15 protein-coding genes are annotated in these 14,763 nt (G+C 46.7%); 8 read left to right on the plus strand and 7 right to left on the minus strand.

Translation table 11 applies throughout. The annotated features are described in order from the left end of the window. Positions 1 to 8 precede the first annotated feature (8 nt). The 5 genes from B3850_RS00200 to asnC form a co-directional block, all read right to left on the minus strand. Positions 9 to 281, minus strand: coding sequence for a cory-CC-star protein (locus B3850_RS00200; RefSeq protein ID WP_058579233.1), 273 nt, complete (start codon positions 279 to 281; stop codon positions 9 to 11). Between the two features lie 11 nt (positions 282 to 292). Then, complete coding sequence (locus tag B3850_RS00205; protein ID WP_286874415.1) at positions 293 to 1,975, minus strand: carbon starvation CstA family protein; 1,683 nt, start codon at positions 1,973 to 1,975, stop codon at positions 293 to 295. A 121-nt stretch (positions 1,976 to 2,096) separates the two neighbouring features. Next, the gene (locus B3850_RS00210) at positions 2,097 to 2,267 is read right to left on the minus strand and encodes a DUF1328 family protein (RefSeq protein WP_074668909.1); all 171 of its coding nucleotides are present in this window, start codon (positions 2,265 to 2,267) and stop codon (positions 2,097 to 2,099) included. Positions 2,268 to 2,421: 154 nt separating this feature from the next. Continuing rightward, entirely contained in the window at positions 2,422 to 5,049 is a 2,628-nt protein-coding gene (locus tag B3850_RS00215) for a M14 metallopeptidase family protein (protein ID WP_286911209.1), read from the minus strand. A 119-nt stretch (positions 5,050 to 5,168) separates the two neighbouring features. Beyond that, a complete protein-coding gene (gene asnC, locus B3850_RS00220; protein ID WP_053953569.1) occupies positions 5,169 to 5,639 on the minus strand; it encodes a transcriptional regulator AsnC in 471 nt (156 codons plus the stop codon). A 133-nt stretch (positions 5,640 to 5,772) separates the two neighbouring features. Here asnC and asnA point away from each other — a divergent pair, with 133 nt between their 5' ends. From asnA to B3850_RS00235, 3 genes are all read left to right on the plus strand, one after another. After that, positions 5,773 to 6,789, plus strand: coding sequence for an aspartate--ammonia ligase (gene asnA, locus B3850_RS00225; protein WP_286874411.1), 1,017 nt, complete (start codon positions 5,773 to 5,775; stop codon positions 6,787 to 6,789). Positions 6,790 to 6,818: 29 nt separating this feature from the next. Then, positions 6,819 to 7,802, plus strand: a complete 984-nt coding sequence (locus B3850_RS00230) for an LLM class flavin-dependent oxidoreductase (RefSeq protein WP_286911210.1) — start codon at positions 6,819 to 6,821, stop codon at positions 7,800 to 7,802. A 65-nt stretch (positions 7,803 to 7,867) separates the two neighbouring features. Next, complete coding sequence (locus tag B3850_RS00235; RefSeq protein WP_286874407.1) at positions 7,868 to 8,254, plus strand: glutaredoxin family protein; 387 nt, start codon at positions 7,868 to 7,870, stop codon at positions 8,252 to 8,254. 11 nt (positions 8,255 to 8,265) lie between these two features. On the opposite strand, the gene B3850_RS00240 is transcribed toward B3850_RS00235, so the two are convergent. Beyond that, a complete protein-coding gene (locus B3850_RS00240; RefSeq protein WP_286874405.1) occupies positions 8,266 to 9,102 on the minus strand; it encodes a hypothetical protein in 837 nt (278 codons plus the stop codon). 89 nt (positions 9,103 to 9,191) lie between these two features. Between B3850_RS00240 and B3850_RS00245 the strand changes: the two genes are divergently transcribed. Both B3850_RS00245 and B3850_RS00250 read left to right on the plus strand, forming a co-directional pair. Then, the gene (locus B3850_RS00245; protein WP_273269604.1) at positions 9,192 to 9,701 is read left to right on the plus strand and encodes an alpha/beta hydrolase; all 510 of its coding nucleotides are present in this window, start codon (positions 9,192 to 9,194) and stop codon (positions 9,699 to 9,701) included. A gap of 10 nt (positions 9,702 to 9,711) precedes the next feature. After that, positions 9,712 to 10,119 (plus strand): HIT domain-containing protein, encoded by a 408-nt coding sequence (locus tag B3850_RS00250; protein WP_053953574.1) that lies wholly within the window; start codon positions 9,712 to 9,714, stop codon positions 10,117 to 10,119. On the opposite strand, the gene B3850_RS00255 is transcribed toward B3850_RS00250, so the two are convergent. Beyond that, positions 10,109 to 10,969 (minus strand): methyl-accepting chemotaxis protein, encoded by an 861-nt coding sequence (locus B3850_RS00255; protein ID WP_058579225.1) that lies wholly within the window; start codon positions 10,967 to 10,969, stop codon positions 10,109 to 10,111. The genes B3850_RS00250 and B3850_RS00255 overlap by 11 nt on opposite strands. A gap of 118 nt (positions 10,970 to 11,087) precedes the next feature. Here B3850_RS00255 and B3850_RS00260 point away from each other — a divergent pair, with 118 nt between their 5' ends. The 3 genes from B3850_RS00260 to B3850_RS00270 are packed head-to-tail and all read left to right on the plus strand — an operon-like array spanning position 11,088 to position 14,756. Then, on the plus strand, positions 11,088 to 11,687 hold the full coding sequence (locus B3850_RS00260; protein WP_286874401.1) for a biliverdin-producing heme oxygenase: 600 nt from the start codon (positions 11,088 to 11,090) through the stop codon (positions 11,685 to 11,687). Next, entirely contained in the window at positions 11,671 to 13,719 is a 2,049-nt protein-coding gene (locus B3850_RS00265) for a sensor domain-containing diguanylate cyclase (RefSeq protein WP_286911211.1), read from the plus strand. Before B3850_RS00260 ends, B3850_RS00265 begins: the two co-directional genes overlap by 17 nt. Next, the gene (locus tag B3850_RS00270; RefSeq protein WP_053953577.1) at positions 13,719 to 14,756 is read left to right on the plus strand and encodes a Fic family protein; all 1,038 of its coding nucleotides are present in this window, start codon (positions 13,719 to 13,721) and stop codon (positions 14,754 to 14,756) included. The genes B3850_RS00265 and B3850_RS00270 overlap by 1 nt, the downstream gene beginning before the upstream one ends. Positions 14,757 to 14,763: the final 7 nt, after the last annotated feature.

Here is a 14,763-nt window from a genome sequence, read left to right on the forward strand (position 1 = left end):
AAAATTGATTAGCAGCAACGGAAGTGATCAAGCGGTGAGTGCTCCATCCCCATTCTTTTGTGCCATTCGTGAAAGCGTTCGAGCATTAAGGGTTGTAATTCTAATGTGTAATAGGCGGCCGGATTCGGCACGCCCATTATCTCGGAGTAAACCAAGAGCATGAACAAATCATCTTCGTCGCGTTTAGCACGAGCAATGGCAGAGCGGTAGGGCGCATTATAAAACTCGTTTACCAACTCGCCTGCACGACTGAACCAACGTTTTACCGAATGAATGTTCATGCTCATATTCATTACCCTTTCGTTTTCTCCGCTTTTTGTTCCTTTTTAATTTTTGACAAGCTGGCACTTGCTTCCAGGGCTATCCAGATAGCTGCCACAAGAACCACAAGGTCAAGCGATAACAGGAACCAGTCGCCTTTATCGTAGAAGCCTTTCAGCTGAACGATAAGCGCGAATACTGTCATTATCAACAAGAAAATAAGCGGTAATAACGTGTAGTACATTGGACGACCTAAGCGCACCAGCATCACGGTAATAACCAACAGTGTCAGGCCGGCAAGCAGCTGGTTAGTCGTACCAAACAGAGGCCAAATTAACAGACCGCCAGAGCCGTCAGCGCCGCCAGCACCAAATGCCAAGATTAAGCATGAGCCTACCGCCAGCAGGGTTGCCGGTAAGGCTTTCTGCATCCAGCGGATATTATATAAGCCACCCCATTCCTGGAATATGTAACGTTGCAAGCGCAGGCCTGTGTCCATGGTTGTGCCGGCAAAGAGGACAGCCATTACCGTCAGCAATGTTTCGGCAATATTCGCCTCCAGGCCAATGCCCTGGCTAATGATGTTTGCGCCGCCTTCGACAAAGGCTGCCACACCACCTTGTCCGAATGAGGAGTATACGGCTTCCCAGTCACCCAATGTCGCAAAACCAGCGGTCGCTGCAATAATGGTTGCCAGTGACAGCGAGCCTTCGCCAATGGCGCCAAAATAACCAACAAAGCGGGCGTCCGTCTCTTTGTCCAGCTGCTTAGAGGTGGTTCCTGATGCAACCAAACCGTGGAAGCCGGAAATTGCGCCACAGGCAATGGTGACAAAGAGCAATGGCAACATGGACGGCGTGCCTTCAGGCGTATTGGTGTTAAATGCCGGAGCCGAAATCTCTGGCCCTAATAACAAGGTAGCGCCATAAAGAAGAATCAGACCAATAAACAGCTGCAGGCCGTTAATGTAGTCGCGCGGTTGCAACAGCACCCAAACTGGCAGTAACGAAGCAATAGCTGCATAACCGAACAGAATCAGTACCCATTGTGCATTGTCGCTGACACCCATGAAGGTTTCAGGCAATTCCAGCGGTACTGAAGGACCAACGAAAATAAGAATGTATAAAGCAACAACGCCTATGACCGATATCGCTCCAAGTCCCATCCATTTACGGAAAATGATTTGGCCGATAATCAACGCCACAAAAATAGCCCCCCAGACCGGCACCACTGAACTCGAGAACTTAATGAGCAAACCTGAGATAGCAGTCGCGAATACGGCGTTAACCATCAACAAGACCAAGAAGATGACTATCATGAATAGCGTTTGAGAGCGCTTGCCGACAACATCACCGGTCAAGTTACCAATAGACTTAGCTTTGTTACGGTTACTTGCCCAAATAGCGCCAGCGTCATGAACACCTGCGAAGAAAATAGTACCGAAAACCACCCATAGGAAAGCGGGTACCCAGCCCCAAATTACAGCGATAGCCGGGCCGATAATAGGAGCGGCACCTGCAACCGAAGTAAAATGGTGTCCCCAAAGTACGTATTTATTGGTCGGAACAAAGTCGACGCCGTCTTCGAGTTCGTGGGCGGGGGTTTTGAAGTTAGGATCAAGCTTAAAGATTTTTTCGGCAATGAATTTCGAGTAAAACACATAACCGAGAAACATTGCGCCTAAACCTAAAAGCATCATGACGATAGCGTTCATGGCGTTAGCCTCGTTTTTATTGGGTTAGAAGGACATTGATCGAATATCAGTCGCTAGTGTAGCGCATATTCAATAATACTGTGCATTCGACCAATGTCTAATTGTTTGTCTAACCTCTTAACTACCTACCCGGGCCTTTAACCAGTCGAACGACAAGAGATATCGCAAACAGAATGATGAATATGTAGAAAATGATTTTGGCAATTTCAGCGGCGGCACCTGCTATTCCACCAAAGCCAAATACGGCAGCGATTACAGCGACAATTAAGAATATTAGTACCCAACGTAACATAAGCACCTCTTTTTTATGAGATTTTAAGTGTCACTAGTTAAGGTAGACCAGGATTTTCGGCTTTGCCAGAAAAGGAAATGTAAAGATGAGGGGCAGAAAAAAGTCACTGCCCGTTGAGGACAGGCAGTGACAGGTTTAAAGGGCTTAAAAAGCCTTAGTGAGCTTGCTCAGCCGCTTCTTCATCAGCTGCGGCTTTGTCTTTAAGAGGCTTCGCATAAACGTTGATGCGGTCGCCTAAGTAGATAGCGTTACTCAATAGTTTTGCCGTGCCCCAGAAATAAGCGCGGAAGTTTACGTTATCGGTAAAGGCTATAACATGACCGTCACCAAAGCGGTGGGCGGCGATGTTGGTTTTGCCTTTAAGAATGTCGCGGTTACGTTTGTCGGCGTAGCCACTTAATAGTGGGGTGTCGCTGTATTTAGCAACGGAGACAAACGGCGACTCTGGTGTTTCAAAGGCCTCTAACGAGCTTTTGAATACCGGCATGGTTGAGCGCGGGAAGCCATAGAACAACGGATGCGAAGTGTCTACATCCATTGAGAAAATAGCTCCGGCAATGCGTTGTTCGGCATAGAAGTCGTCGCGCTCTTCATACGTCAGGCCTTCTTTTGCAAACGCATTTTGATAGACCTCTTCACCGACGTAACGAGCGTGCAACAATCCATTGTTTGAAAGCCATTCAGCGCCACCACGCTGACCAATAATGACACCGCCTTGCTGTACCCATTGTTTCAGTTTCTCTTTGACGTCGTCAGACAGGTAACTGTTGTACCAACCATCGACCATAATAATGTGAGAATAACGAGTTAAATCAACGCGCGATAACCGGTCTGTGTCAACCATGGACAGAGGAACACCCACGTGGCGATCGAGGTAGTACCAGGTTTCACCAGCTTCGTACAGGTTCACACCGCCGCCGGTTAGCATCATTACCTTAGGCTCTTCTACCGGCTGAATATTACGGCTACCTAAGTCGACACCTTCAGGGGTAAGCCCCGTGCCAATAGATGTAACTTGTACGTTTTGCTCTTTAGCCAGAGTGGCTAAAATGCGTTGTACCTGATGCCAGTCTTTATTTTGGTAAGCTTTTGGTACAACAACGGCCCCCGGTTCAAAAGTTTTGCGTTCGCCCTGAGCCTTAACTGCGAAAGACTTGGTTGACTGGCGCGCGTGAATGTCGTTCTCCAGCAGGCTTTGCAATAACGCCGGGGCTTTGTAGTCGTCCCAGCTAAAGGCATAAGCGTAGGCGTCTTCCAGTGTCGTTTGCTGCTTAACCGGAGCATCCCAGGCTGCATCAGCAATTTGAATACGTCCACGGTGTGTTGTAAACGGCAGGTTAAAAGCGTGAGCTAAGGTCCAGCCTGAAACATCGTAGAAAGTATTATCCGGGAAGTCTTTACGAGTGCTAAAGATACCCTGAATAAGGCCAAACTGGTCTTGCTCAGCCGGAATATAATAGCTTTTACCTGCTTTGTAGACTTGTCCGTCTTTTTCGATATCTTTTTCAACGCGATAGCCTTCAATACCATGTTGTTGAAGAATATCGATAAAGCCTTGCAGGCGAGACGCATCGGTAGCATCGCCGACAAGGTAGCCGTCGAAGTTCTGGCTAGCCGCTGCTTCTAATGCGTTGTCATAAGCCTGTTCCTGGAAGCTTATAAAACGCGCTTTGTTTTTATGAGCGCCATAAATGGTGCTAAGTGACGCCACAAACTGATTGCGAATAGTAAATGGGAAGGCAACTTCACCGTTTACGGAGTCTTGCAAGTGACCACGGCTTGACGCCTGCTCAAACAAAATACCAACGGCGCCCTGAATGTCAGGGTAAGTAGAACCTTTGCCGTAATAAAAGTCATCGAATGACTCTTCGGTGTAGTAAAGGCTGCCAATATCATCCAACGAGTCCGCATGCTCAGCCGCTAAAATCTCAGTTAAACGCACATTTTCATCGGGCGTCAGCGGATTTTTGCGCGACGGGATACCCGGCTGGAAGAAGTAAGTGCTGTTAGTGCCCATTTCGTGATAGTCGGTGAGCACGTTTGGTTTCCACTTCTGAAAGTTAGCAATACGAGCTCGTGACTCAGGGTGTTGCAACAGCAACCAGTCGCGGTTCATATCAAACCAATAGTGGTTAACGCGACCACGTATAAAGGGTTGTACGTGTTCACGACTTTGCGGGTCAGCGACCAGGTTTTGGCTTTTATGCTGATTTGCCCATTGTGCAAAACGCGCCAATCCGTCGGGGTTAAACGCAGGGTCTAAAAGTACCACTGAGTCTTTTAGAACGGCCTCAATTTCTTCACCTTGCGCTGCCGCCAGGTAATAAGCCAATAAAATAGCGGCGTTACTGCCACTGGACTCATCACCGTGAATACTGTAACCCATGTAAAGCACTACTGGCGTGTCGTCAGGGTCGGCGTCACGTGACGTGTCAGCCGCCGCTAAGTGGCGCTCGCGGACGTCATCAATATTCTTATGGTTGTCAGGTGAAGTGACTGTCAGCAAAACCAACGGGCGCTGTTCGTGAGTGCGGCCAGTTTCTTCAAAGGTAATGCGATCAGACTCTTCCGCCAGTTGCTTCATGTAGTTAACAATTTGCTCTGGACGCGCGTGCCAGTCGCCAACGTTATAACCCAGCGCCTCTTTAGGTTTGGTTATGCTTTCGTCATAACTGACATCTGCAGGTAAGTAGTACGACAGGTTCTCAGCGGCAGCAATCGAGGGTACAGCAACGATAGCGACCGTAAGCGCACTGACGTAACGAATGCACTTTCGTAACATACGGGCTTCCTTCTTTATTCTAGTTACTATTATCAGTGACTTTACCCTAACAGATACTGGTGTATAAGCGCTTCTTTTTCGGTGTTTCGTTTCATTCCTGAGGTAAATGACCGGACAGGTTAAGGTTGCAAGTCTCGCTTTATAGGCTGCTGCAAAGAAATAAGTGTTTCAGTTGACTGTATTTCAGGGATGGCCTGAATGCGGTTAATAAGAATGTTTTGTAAGTCATCTATTGAACGAGTCAGTATTTTGATGAACACGTTGTACTGACCGGTGGTGTAGTGTGCTTCAATGACTTCCTCTAATTTTTCCAGCTTAGCAATAGCCGAGGGGTAATCACCCGCCTGACGCAAGGTAATGCCAATAAAACAGCAGACTTCATAGCCTAGAGCTTTAGGATTAACGGCTAAGTGGGTGCCTTTAATAATTCCCGCAGCGCGCATTTTTTCGACACGTACATGAATGGTTGCCGGGCTCACTTTGTAGCGTTTGGCAATTTCGCTATAGGCTTTGCGAGCGTCGTTCATAAGCTCTGACAGTATGTTTTTATCCAAATTGTCGATTTGATAATTTTGCGCTGATTTTTTCATGGTTATTTAATGTTTTTGTGAATTTATCGGGTTTTATTTTAAATTAATTACAGTGAAAAGCTAATTTTGTTTTATCTGTTGAATGTTTCTTCTTATTTGGTGTTAATGAATTAACAGAAAGTAGGAGAGACTTATGAAACATTCATTTATAAAACGACAGCAACTGATTCGCCAAATTAAAACGCAGTTTACTCAGGAACTTGCATCGGCATTAAACCTTATTGAGGTTCAGGCACCGCTACTGAGCGAATGTGGAACTGGCGTGCAGGATGACCTGTCTGGCAAAGAGCAATCGGTTAAAGTGTCAATAAAAGCGATACCCAACAAGACCTATGAAGTCGTTCACTCGTTAGCGAAATGGAAGCGACAATTACTCGGTGAGTATGGATTCAGCGAGGGAGAGGGCATTTTAACCCACATGACCGCGTTACGGCCCGATGAAGAAAGCTTAGGTCACAAGCATTCGGTGTATGTCGACCAATGGGACTGGGAAAAGGTCATTGCCGAGCATGATCGCAGCGTGGCTTACTTAAAGCGCACTGTCAGGCGCATCTATGCGGCGTTGCTTCGCACTGTTGAGTGCATTCCTGAAATTAGAGCGAGAGGGTTAGAACTGCCAGACGACATTTACTTTATTCACAGTGAAACTCTCGCGCAGCAGTACCCCGAACTGAGCTCGAAACAACGCGAGCGGGAAATAACTAAAGCGTACGGCGCCGTTTTTATTATTGGTATTGGTGCGCGCTTAAGTGATGGACAAGCGCATGATGCACGCGCGCCCGACTACGACGACTGGAGCACGGTGTCAGAAACCGGTGAAACCGGATTAAACGGTGATTTACTCGTCTGGCACGAGGCTATCGACGATGCGTTAGAGCTATCCTCTATGGGGGTTAGAGTTGATAAGGTCGCACTGAAACGTCAACTCGAATTGAGCCAGCAGCAATCTAAAGCATGCTTACCTTGGCATAAATCGCTTATCGGTGGGAAAATGCCTTTAACAATTGGTGGCGGTATAGGTCAGTCGCGAGTGGTTATGTTCCTTATGCAGGACAGTCATATTGCCAAGGTGCAGGCGAGTGTGTGGCCAGAGGAGGTTACGCAGTCATTGCAATCAGACCTTGAAAATAAAGAAGCCATGCCAATATAGAGAGTATCAATCACTGTTTTTGAGTTGTTATGAAATATTCATTATTAGACCTGGCTCCGGTGACCGAGGAGGGAACAGCTGCAACCGCTTTGCATAATGCAGCAGACATTGCTAAGCACGCAGAAAAGTGGGGCTACTCTCGCTTCTGGATGGCGGAGCATCATAATATGGAAGGCATAGCCTCAGCCGCAACGGCCGTTGCGTTGGGTTATGTGGCGAGCAAGACTGAGCACATACGAGTGGGCTCAGCCGGTATTATGTTGCCAAATCATGCGCCTTTTGTAGTGGCGGAGCAATTCGGAACCTTAGATGCGTTATACCCGGGCCGAGTCGATTTGGGGCTGGGCAGGGCGCCAGGCACTGATGGTGCCACATTACGGGCATTGCGCCGCACTCCGAATGACGCAGAGAACTTCCCGCGTGACGTGCAAGAGTTACTTGGCTATCTGGCAGAAGCTCAGCCTGCTGATGTCATTAAAGCGGTACCTGGCTATGGGCAAAAAATACCGGTTTGGTTGCTGGGGTCCAGTACCTTTGGGGCGCAGCTTGCAGCTCATCTGGGGCTACCGTACGCCTTCGCCTCACACTTCGCACCGGACTATTTGCATCATGCACTAAAAGCGTATCGGGACAACTTTAAGCCTTCACAATATTTGGATAAGCCTTATGTTGCGGCAGCAATGAATGTGTTTGCCGCAGACTCGGAAACCGAGGCCCGATACATGATGAGCTCAATGCAACAGCAGTTCATTGCGCTTAGACGAGGCATGCCGGGTAAATTAAAAGCGCCGGTTGAGGATATTAGCCGGGTGGGCTCACCGCAGGAAATTGCAGGTGCGAATCACGCACTGACTTATACCGCAGTTGGCACAAAAGATACCGTGAGTCGTCATATCAATCAGTTTATTGATGACACAGGTATCGATGAATTGATTTTAACCTGCCATGGGTATGATCACGACGCGCGTTTGAGGAGTTTTGAAATTGCCAGCGAGGTATTAAACGAGCGTTAAGCAATAGGCCGATATGTGCTAGGCTATCGGCCTTTCTTTGTTATTAATAGTTGAGTTTTTGCTTTATGCGCATTGTGATTCGTTATTTCTTCCGCTTAGTTCGTCTTATTTTAATGCCATTTATGATTATTGGTGAAAAGCTGACAACCCCGAAAGGTGTTGAACGCAGTGCTGAAGAGCAAAGCAAGGTGGATGAACAGTGTAAGAACCTAGCGTTATATCAATTTAAAACCTGTCCGTTTTGTATAAAGGTTCGCAAAACCATTGCGCGTTTGTCGTTGCCTATCGAACTGCGTGATGCGCAACACAACCAAACTCATAGAAATGAGTTAGAGCAGGGTGGCGGTCGAGTGAAAGTTCCATGCTTACGCATAAGCGAAGAAGACGGCTCTACCACCTGGATGTACGAGTCTGATGATATTAATCAATACTTAGAAAAGCGTTTCGGTTAATTCTGCCGACATTAACGTGGCCGGTTTGGTCCCAACCACCGGTCTAACGCTCGCTGAAACTCTGAATTGCTTTGTACGGAACTTATCGCGCTGTTCAGGGTTTCTATGGTGCGTTTACCCCATTCGTTTCGTGTACAACCAACAGCACCTTCAATCACCTGACCGTCGTATTCTGCAATAGGAACAAAACTTAGTTTGGCACCGTCATCATGAGTGCGCTGGTAATAGGTTTTTATCATTTCGTAGTCGACAGTGTAGTCAATACGATCATTCAGTATCATAGCAAGTACGCTCACGTGTGACTTCTGCCCACTGATAAAGCTAAAGTTACTCGAGTTAAGCAGGTAGTCATCGATAAAAGGCTGTAATTTGCCGTAACGGCGTTCATCGGGTTGTCCAAAACGTAAGTCGGTGTCTTTCGCGAGCTCTTCGAACCGAACAGGGTAACCATATTTGGCGGTGATATACTGAGCGGTATCTTGGTTGGTTATTACCCCATGTGGTGCGTACTTGTGGGTTGTATCGCTGTAAAGAAAGGTGTCGTTATAGGAGCTGTTTTTAATGACACAGGGAAAGCACAGGTTTTTACTGCGTTTCATTATCATCGTAATGCGTTTTGATGGCAGCTTTCTGATGTTATGAATGTTTTGCGGCAGTTCTTGCTGGAACGCACTGACCAGAGCATCGCAAACACCGGCGTCTTTATATTCGCCATCGTAAATATGAAAAGGCGGCGCCGAGTTAACGCCCCAGGTAATGTCATCGTTAGCCACTGCTTTTGCAGACAGGAATGAGCCCATTGAAGCAGCCACCATTACAAGTAGCGATACACCATTTTTTAGCGGCATAACGTCCTCCTGTGTGCATTATGTTTGTTAACTAAATCTATACTGTAAGTTTTAGCGCAAGTTAAACAAAAAATATAGGGTTTTGATACATGAATGTTGTTTTTAGTCACGGAAAAGAAAGCGGACCTTGGGGAACCAAGATCAAAGAACTCGCTAAAATAGCTGAAGAAAAAGGCTTTGAGGTTGATAGTGTCGATTATCAGGGGATTGACAATGTTGATGATCGCGCTCTTAAACTTCGAGAAAAATTAACATTTATAGAAGGGCCGGTTGTATTGGTGGGCTCAAGCATGGGCGGTTACGTGGCAACAGCCTGCGCCGGAGAAACCGCGTGTAAGGGCTTATTTGTGTTGGCTCCCGCCTTTTATTTGGGGGGCTCGGTTAATTTCGATACTGTGGCTCTTCCCGAGTCGACGGCTATTGTGCATGGTTGGCGTGATGATATTGTGCCAGTAGAAAACAGCTGGCGCTTTGCGAAGCAACACTCAGCAGAATTGCATATACTGGATGATGATCACCGATTGATAGGCACGTTACCTAAAATAAGTACGTTGTTCTCTCAGTTTTTAAGCCAGCTTGAAACGCAGGACGCTAATTAAGGAGTCAATAATGAGTGAATTTCCGGTTGCAAAGGCACTGCTAGAAGACAGTTATTTTTTATCCGACTGGCCGCTATGCCAAGTGCGTGTGATGGATGATGCGCAGTACCCTTGGTTTGTGCTGATTCCGCGAGTTGATGACGTGCGGGAACTCTGCGATTTAACCGAAGAGCAGCAAATTCAATTTTTGCATGAAAGCTCCTTTTTAAGTCACTGGCTAAAGGCAGAGTATAAGCCCGATAAACTCAACGTCGCTGCGTTGGGAAACCGAGTGCCTCAGTTGCATGTGCACCATATTGCCCGGTTTATGAGTGATGCGGCATGGCCGGATCCAGTGTGGGGTAAGCAGCCAATGCAACCCCTTTCAGACAAGGAAGTTGCACGGCTGCAAGAGTTATTTGCTGATATTACGTTTTAAATTGCTCTAATTGCTTACGAAGGCTGTCAGCGAGTGAGGACATTTGTTCACACTCGCTGTGACTTTCGCGAACCGCTGTCGACACCTGCGTCGCAAAGTCAGCAATAGACTGAATGTTGGCAGCAACATCCTGGCTAACCGACGCCTGCTCTTCTGTTGCGGTTGCGATTTGAGTACTCATATCCGCAGTTTCTTGAATGAGGTTAACTAACTCATTCAACTTATTGTCGGCATCGCTCAGTTTTTCACTGGTGCTTTGCGCTTGCTTACGGTTGTGCTCCATAGCGGAAACCGCATTGCGAGAGCCCTCTTGCAGGCGAGTTATTTTCTGACGAATTTCTTCGGTTGACTGGCCGGTACGCTGTGACAGCGTTCTGACTTCATCGGCAACTACGGCAAAGCCTCGACCGGCTTCACCGGCGCGGGCTGACTCAATGGCTGCGTTTAACGCAAGCAAGTTGGTCTGCTCTGAAATACCTTCAATGGTATCAATAACAGTAACAATACTTTCGACGTCGTTTGCTAAGCTTTCAACAGACTGTGCCGCACTTTGCATCGAGTCAGACAATTGGTGCATGGTATTGACGGCTTGTCGTAACTGCTCTTGGTTTTGCTCTGTGGTTGAGCGTGACTCTGACGCATGGCTGGCCGTTTGGTTGGCATTTTCGGCAATTTCACGAACGGTGGTTTCCATTTCGTTCATAGCGACCGCAACCTGGTCTGTTTTATTCTCCTGCTCGTTGGAGAGGCCATCAATTTGCGTCATGGACTTATCAATTGATGTCACTTTTTCGTTAACCTCATAAGCGGTATTGCGCACATGCGTAATAATACTGCCGAGGTTGGCCACAAACGCATTGAAGCCTTTTGCAAATTCATGCTTACCTAATTAATACAAACTATTTGCGTGACTGTGCCGTAGCTATTATTGCTATCGGTTAATACAGCGAAATAATTAGGAGAAGTTTTTGACGTCCTTTCCTTTATTAAATGAGCTTAGAACAAAGACTCAAAAACTGCACAGTAAGCTAGAACAAGAGTCTTGTTTTGCTGACTTGATGAAAGCCGATATTAGCTATGGACAGTATGTTGCTGCGTTAAATAGCCTGAATACTTTTCTGGCAACACTTGAGCCTGCTATAGAAGCTTATTTAACAAAGAGTGACTATGTGTATAAGCCACGACTTTGGTGCGTTCAGAGCGACCTAGAGGCTTTGGGCCACCCTCCAGTATTGGACACACCCCGACGAACAATGACTGACACTGAGGCTATAGGGGCTGCATATGTTATTGAAGGCTCGACTCTGGGCGGAAAAATACTTCATAAAAGACTGCAAAAACAGGATTTCATTGCTAATGCTAACGCCCTGAGCTACTTTAGCTTTTATAAGGAAAATACTTGGTCAGATTACATTAATTGGTTGGCAAAGCAGTCACTCAGCCCAGCAGAAAATAATGAGGTATGTGCAGGGGCAATAAGCGCGTTTGAACTGCTGCTTGAATTGAGCCACCAGGGTACTGATCGACAAAGCGCTAACAGGGAGTCGACCATTGTCAGAGCTTACTAAAAAGCAGCTTGAAGAAGCTTTGGAGAATTGCGCCACCGAGCCGGTACATACGCCGGGTGCAATTCAACCGCATGGCTATTTTTTAGCATTTACTAATAACTTCGAGCAGCTCACCCATTGCAGCACAAATATAGAGGCTCTACTGGGTGTGTCTGCGGAGCACTTATTAGGTCACTCGGCCCCGGATTATTTGAAAGCGAGCTGGCAACAGCACCTTTTGCGGCTTCGTCAAATTAGTTCAGAATCAGTCGGCTTTAATGATGAAATTAACGGTCACTCGGTGTATTGCACTATTTATGTGTCTGGCGAGTATATTTGCGTTGAAATTGAACCGGTTACCGGCACCTTAAGTTCGACCTTTTTATCTGAACTACAGGCGCACCAAGAGCAAATTCGTTGTTCCGATTCGCTTGATAAAACCTTAAATGAGCTGACCAAAAGTATTGCTGAAATTACCGGTTTTGAACGCGTTATGGTGTACAAGTTTGACGAAGAATGGAACGGTCAGGTTATTGCTGAACTGTGTAAACAGTCGACCATTCGCAGTTATTTACACCAACGCTTTCCGGCTTCCGATATTCCTAAACAGGTGCGTGAGCTATACAGTAAAAACCCGATAAGAAGTATCGTGGGCTCAGCCGAACAACCGGCTGACATCATTGCTCATAAGGCTGGCGAGCCTCTGGACTTAACCAAAGGTGTTTTGCGTGCTGTTTCTCCTATTCATATGACCTACATGCAGAATATGGGGCTGCACAGTTCACTGTCAGTTGCGATTTTTCAGGAAAATAAACTGTGGGGGTTACTGTCTTGCCATGGACTGGAAGCGCACCCGTTAAATATTCAGCAACGGCATGCCGCTCAGGCGCTAGTCACACTTGCTAGCCAGCGACTGATTTTGCAGCAGCAATATGAAACGGCAGCGTTTTTTGAAGCCATTGAAAGTACTCGCGGGGCGCTCATTAGCGACAGTCAGGAAATTAATGAACCGAAAACCCTGTTTGAACGGGAAGGTCACAAGTGGCTGGAGCTTTTTCGGGCGAATTCAGTCGCGTTAGCCTATGGCAATAAAGTACTTAAATCCGGAGCAGAATTGTCGGATAAAAATGTTCTGGCTTTTAAAAAATGGCTGAATAAAAAGTGCCGGTTAGTGGGGACCTTTGTTACCCGGAAGATAGCTGAATCAGAAGTTGCCGAGCTTTTTCATGACAATGCAGTAACTGGCGTTATGGCAATTGCTTTACCGGCGGGCTCGACTAGTCAGCAAGGTTGGTTGATGCTTTTCCGGCCCGAGCAAATTGAAGAGCTGGAGTGGGCCGGAAAACCCAATAAAGACACCATCGAGCATTACAAAGGTAAAACGGTTATGTCGCCGCGAACATCCTTTGAAAGCTGGAAGGAGACAATAAAAGGACGCTCAGCCCTGTGGCTTGATAGCGAAAGAAAAGCGGCTATTAACTTAGCGGAAGATTTAGCAATTGCCTTGTCTGCGTATGAAGTTGAAACGCTGAACGAGCAGCTTACAGTCGCCAACGATAAGTTAGAGCACCTTGTGCATACCGATGCATTAACCCAAATTTGGAATCGGTATCACATGGAGTATGTTCTGGACGAGCAAATTAGTGCAGCGAAGCGCTACAGTCACGAACTAGGCGTTATACTTTTAGATATTGATAACTTCAAAGACGTTAATGACAACTATGGTCATGACGTCGGAGATTCTGTGTTAATTGGTTTAGCAAGCTTGTTTAAAAAAGAACTGCGCGATACCGACGACTTTGGCCGCTGGGGTGGCGAAGAGTTTATCGTTGTTGCTAAACATTCTAATTTAGAGGCAACTGTTGCGTTAGCAGAGCGTTTAAGAAAGTGCTTAGAAGCTGCTGCTTTCGATGAAGTTGGCACGGTAACCGCGAGTTTTGGTGTGACTGACTACAAAGAGAAAGAAGCCCGCGCTCAGCTGATAAAACGTGTTGATGATGCGCTGTACGATGCGAAAGAAAATGGGCGAAACAGGGTGGTGACCGCAGAATAATGATAAATACCGAGGGCGCGTTGTCGACACAAAGCATTAACCTGGTTGCTGATGTTAGTAAAAAGCTCGGCTATTTGGAGTGTTTGCTTGAAGATGCTCAGTCTGAACAAGTTGGGCTTAGTGACGTTTCGCGTCAGAAAAAGCTAAATGCCTCTATTGGTATGGACTTAAACGCAACGCAGCTTAACGGCGTGTCTTTAAGCGAAGCTTATGAGTCGCATTCGCGCTGGCGCATAGGCTCTGATGAGAGTCTTCGGGATGCTCATAGACAAACTTTCGCTGCCGTGACGCCGGAAGCCGGCAGTTATCGTTCCACGGGCATGGGTATTTACCAATATAACAAGCTGGTTCATACCACCGCGCCCGCCGGGCAAGTGCCTAAGCAACTCCGCTCATTACTTGAGTGGGTGGAGCAAGCGGACGAGCATCCGCTAGTTAAAGCCGTCATATTTTTGCGTCAATACGAATTCATTCAGCCTTTTTCTATTGGGAATAGCAGTATTGGCCATTTGTGGGTCAGCCTAATTCTTGAGCAGTGGCATGGTTTGCTGCGTTGGCTTAACTTTGAAACTAAGTTAAAAGAAAAGCGTAGCGAATATTATGACTGCTTAAGGTTGTCTATTGGCAATAATGACCTGAGTGTCATGGTTGAGTTTGTACTGAACCGTTTGGATGAGGCTTTCGATGAACTTCTGGATAGCGTTAAAAAGACACTAACGGAACACGATAAACCTGTAAATTCGATGAAAGCTTCGGTAATAAGTTCGGATATAAATTCGGAGAAAGGGCGTTTTCACGAAATTAGGCCTTACTTTACCACTCGTGAGAACATTCTTGCGTTATTACAGGAACATCCAGAGTGGAGTGCCGCACGATTATCAGAAGTGCTCGGAATTTCTGACCGTGCTGTCGAAAAGCACATTTCCAAATTAAAGTCTCGCGGGCAATTAAAACGTGTTGGCTCAGCAAGAGGCGGATACTGGCGAGTTGTTGCGCCGTTGAATGAACAGTTAGGTTTGCTTCAGGGAGATAGTTAAAGGAAGA

It is taken from the genome of Idiomarina sp. UBA4520 (genome assembly GCF_002388365.1).
In the GTDB taxonomy this organism is placed as follows: domain Bacteria; phylum Pseudomonadota; class Gammaproteobacteria; order Enterobacterales; family Alteromonadaceae; genus Idiomarina; species Idiomarina zobellii.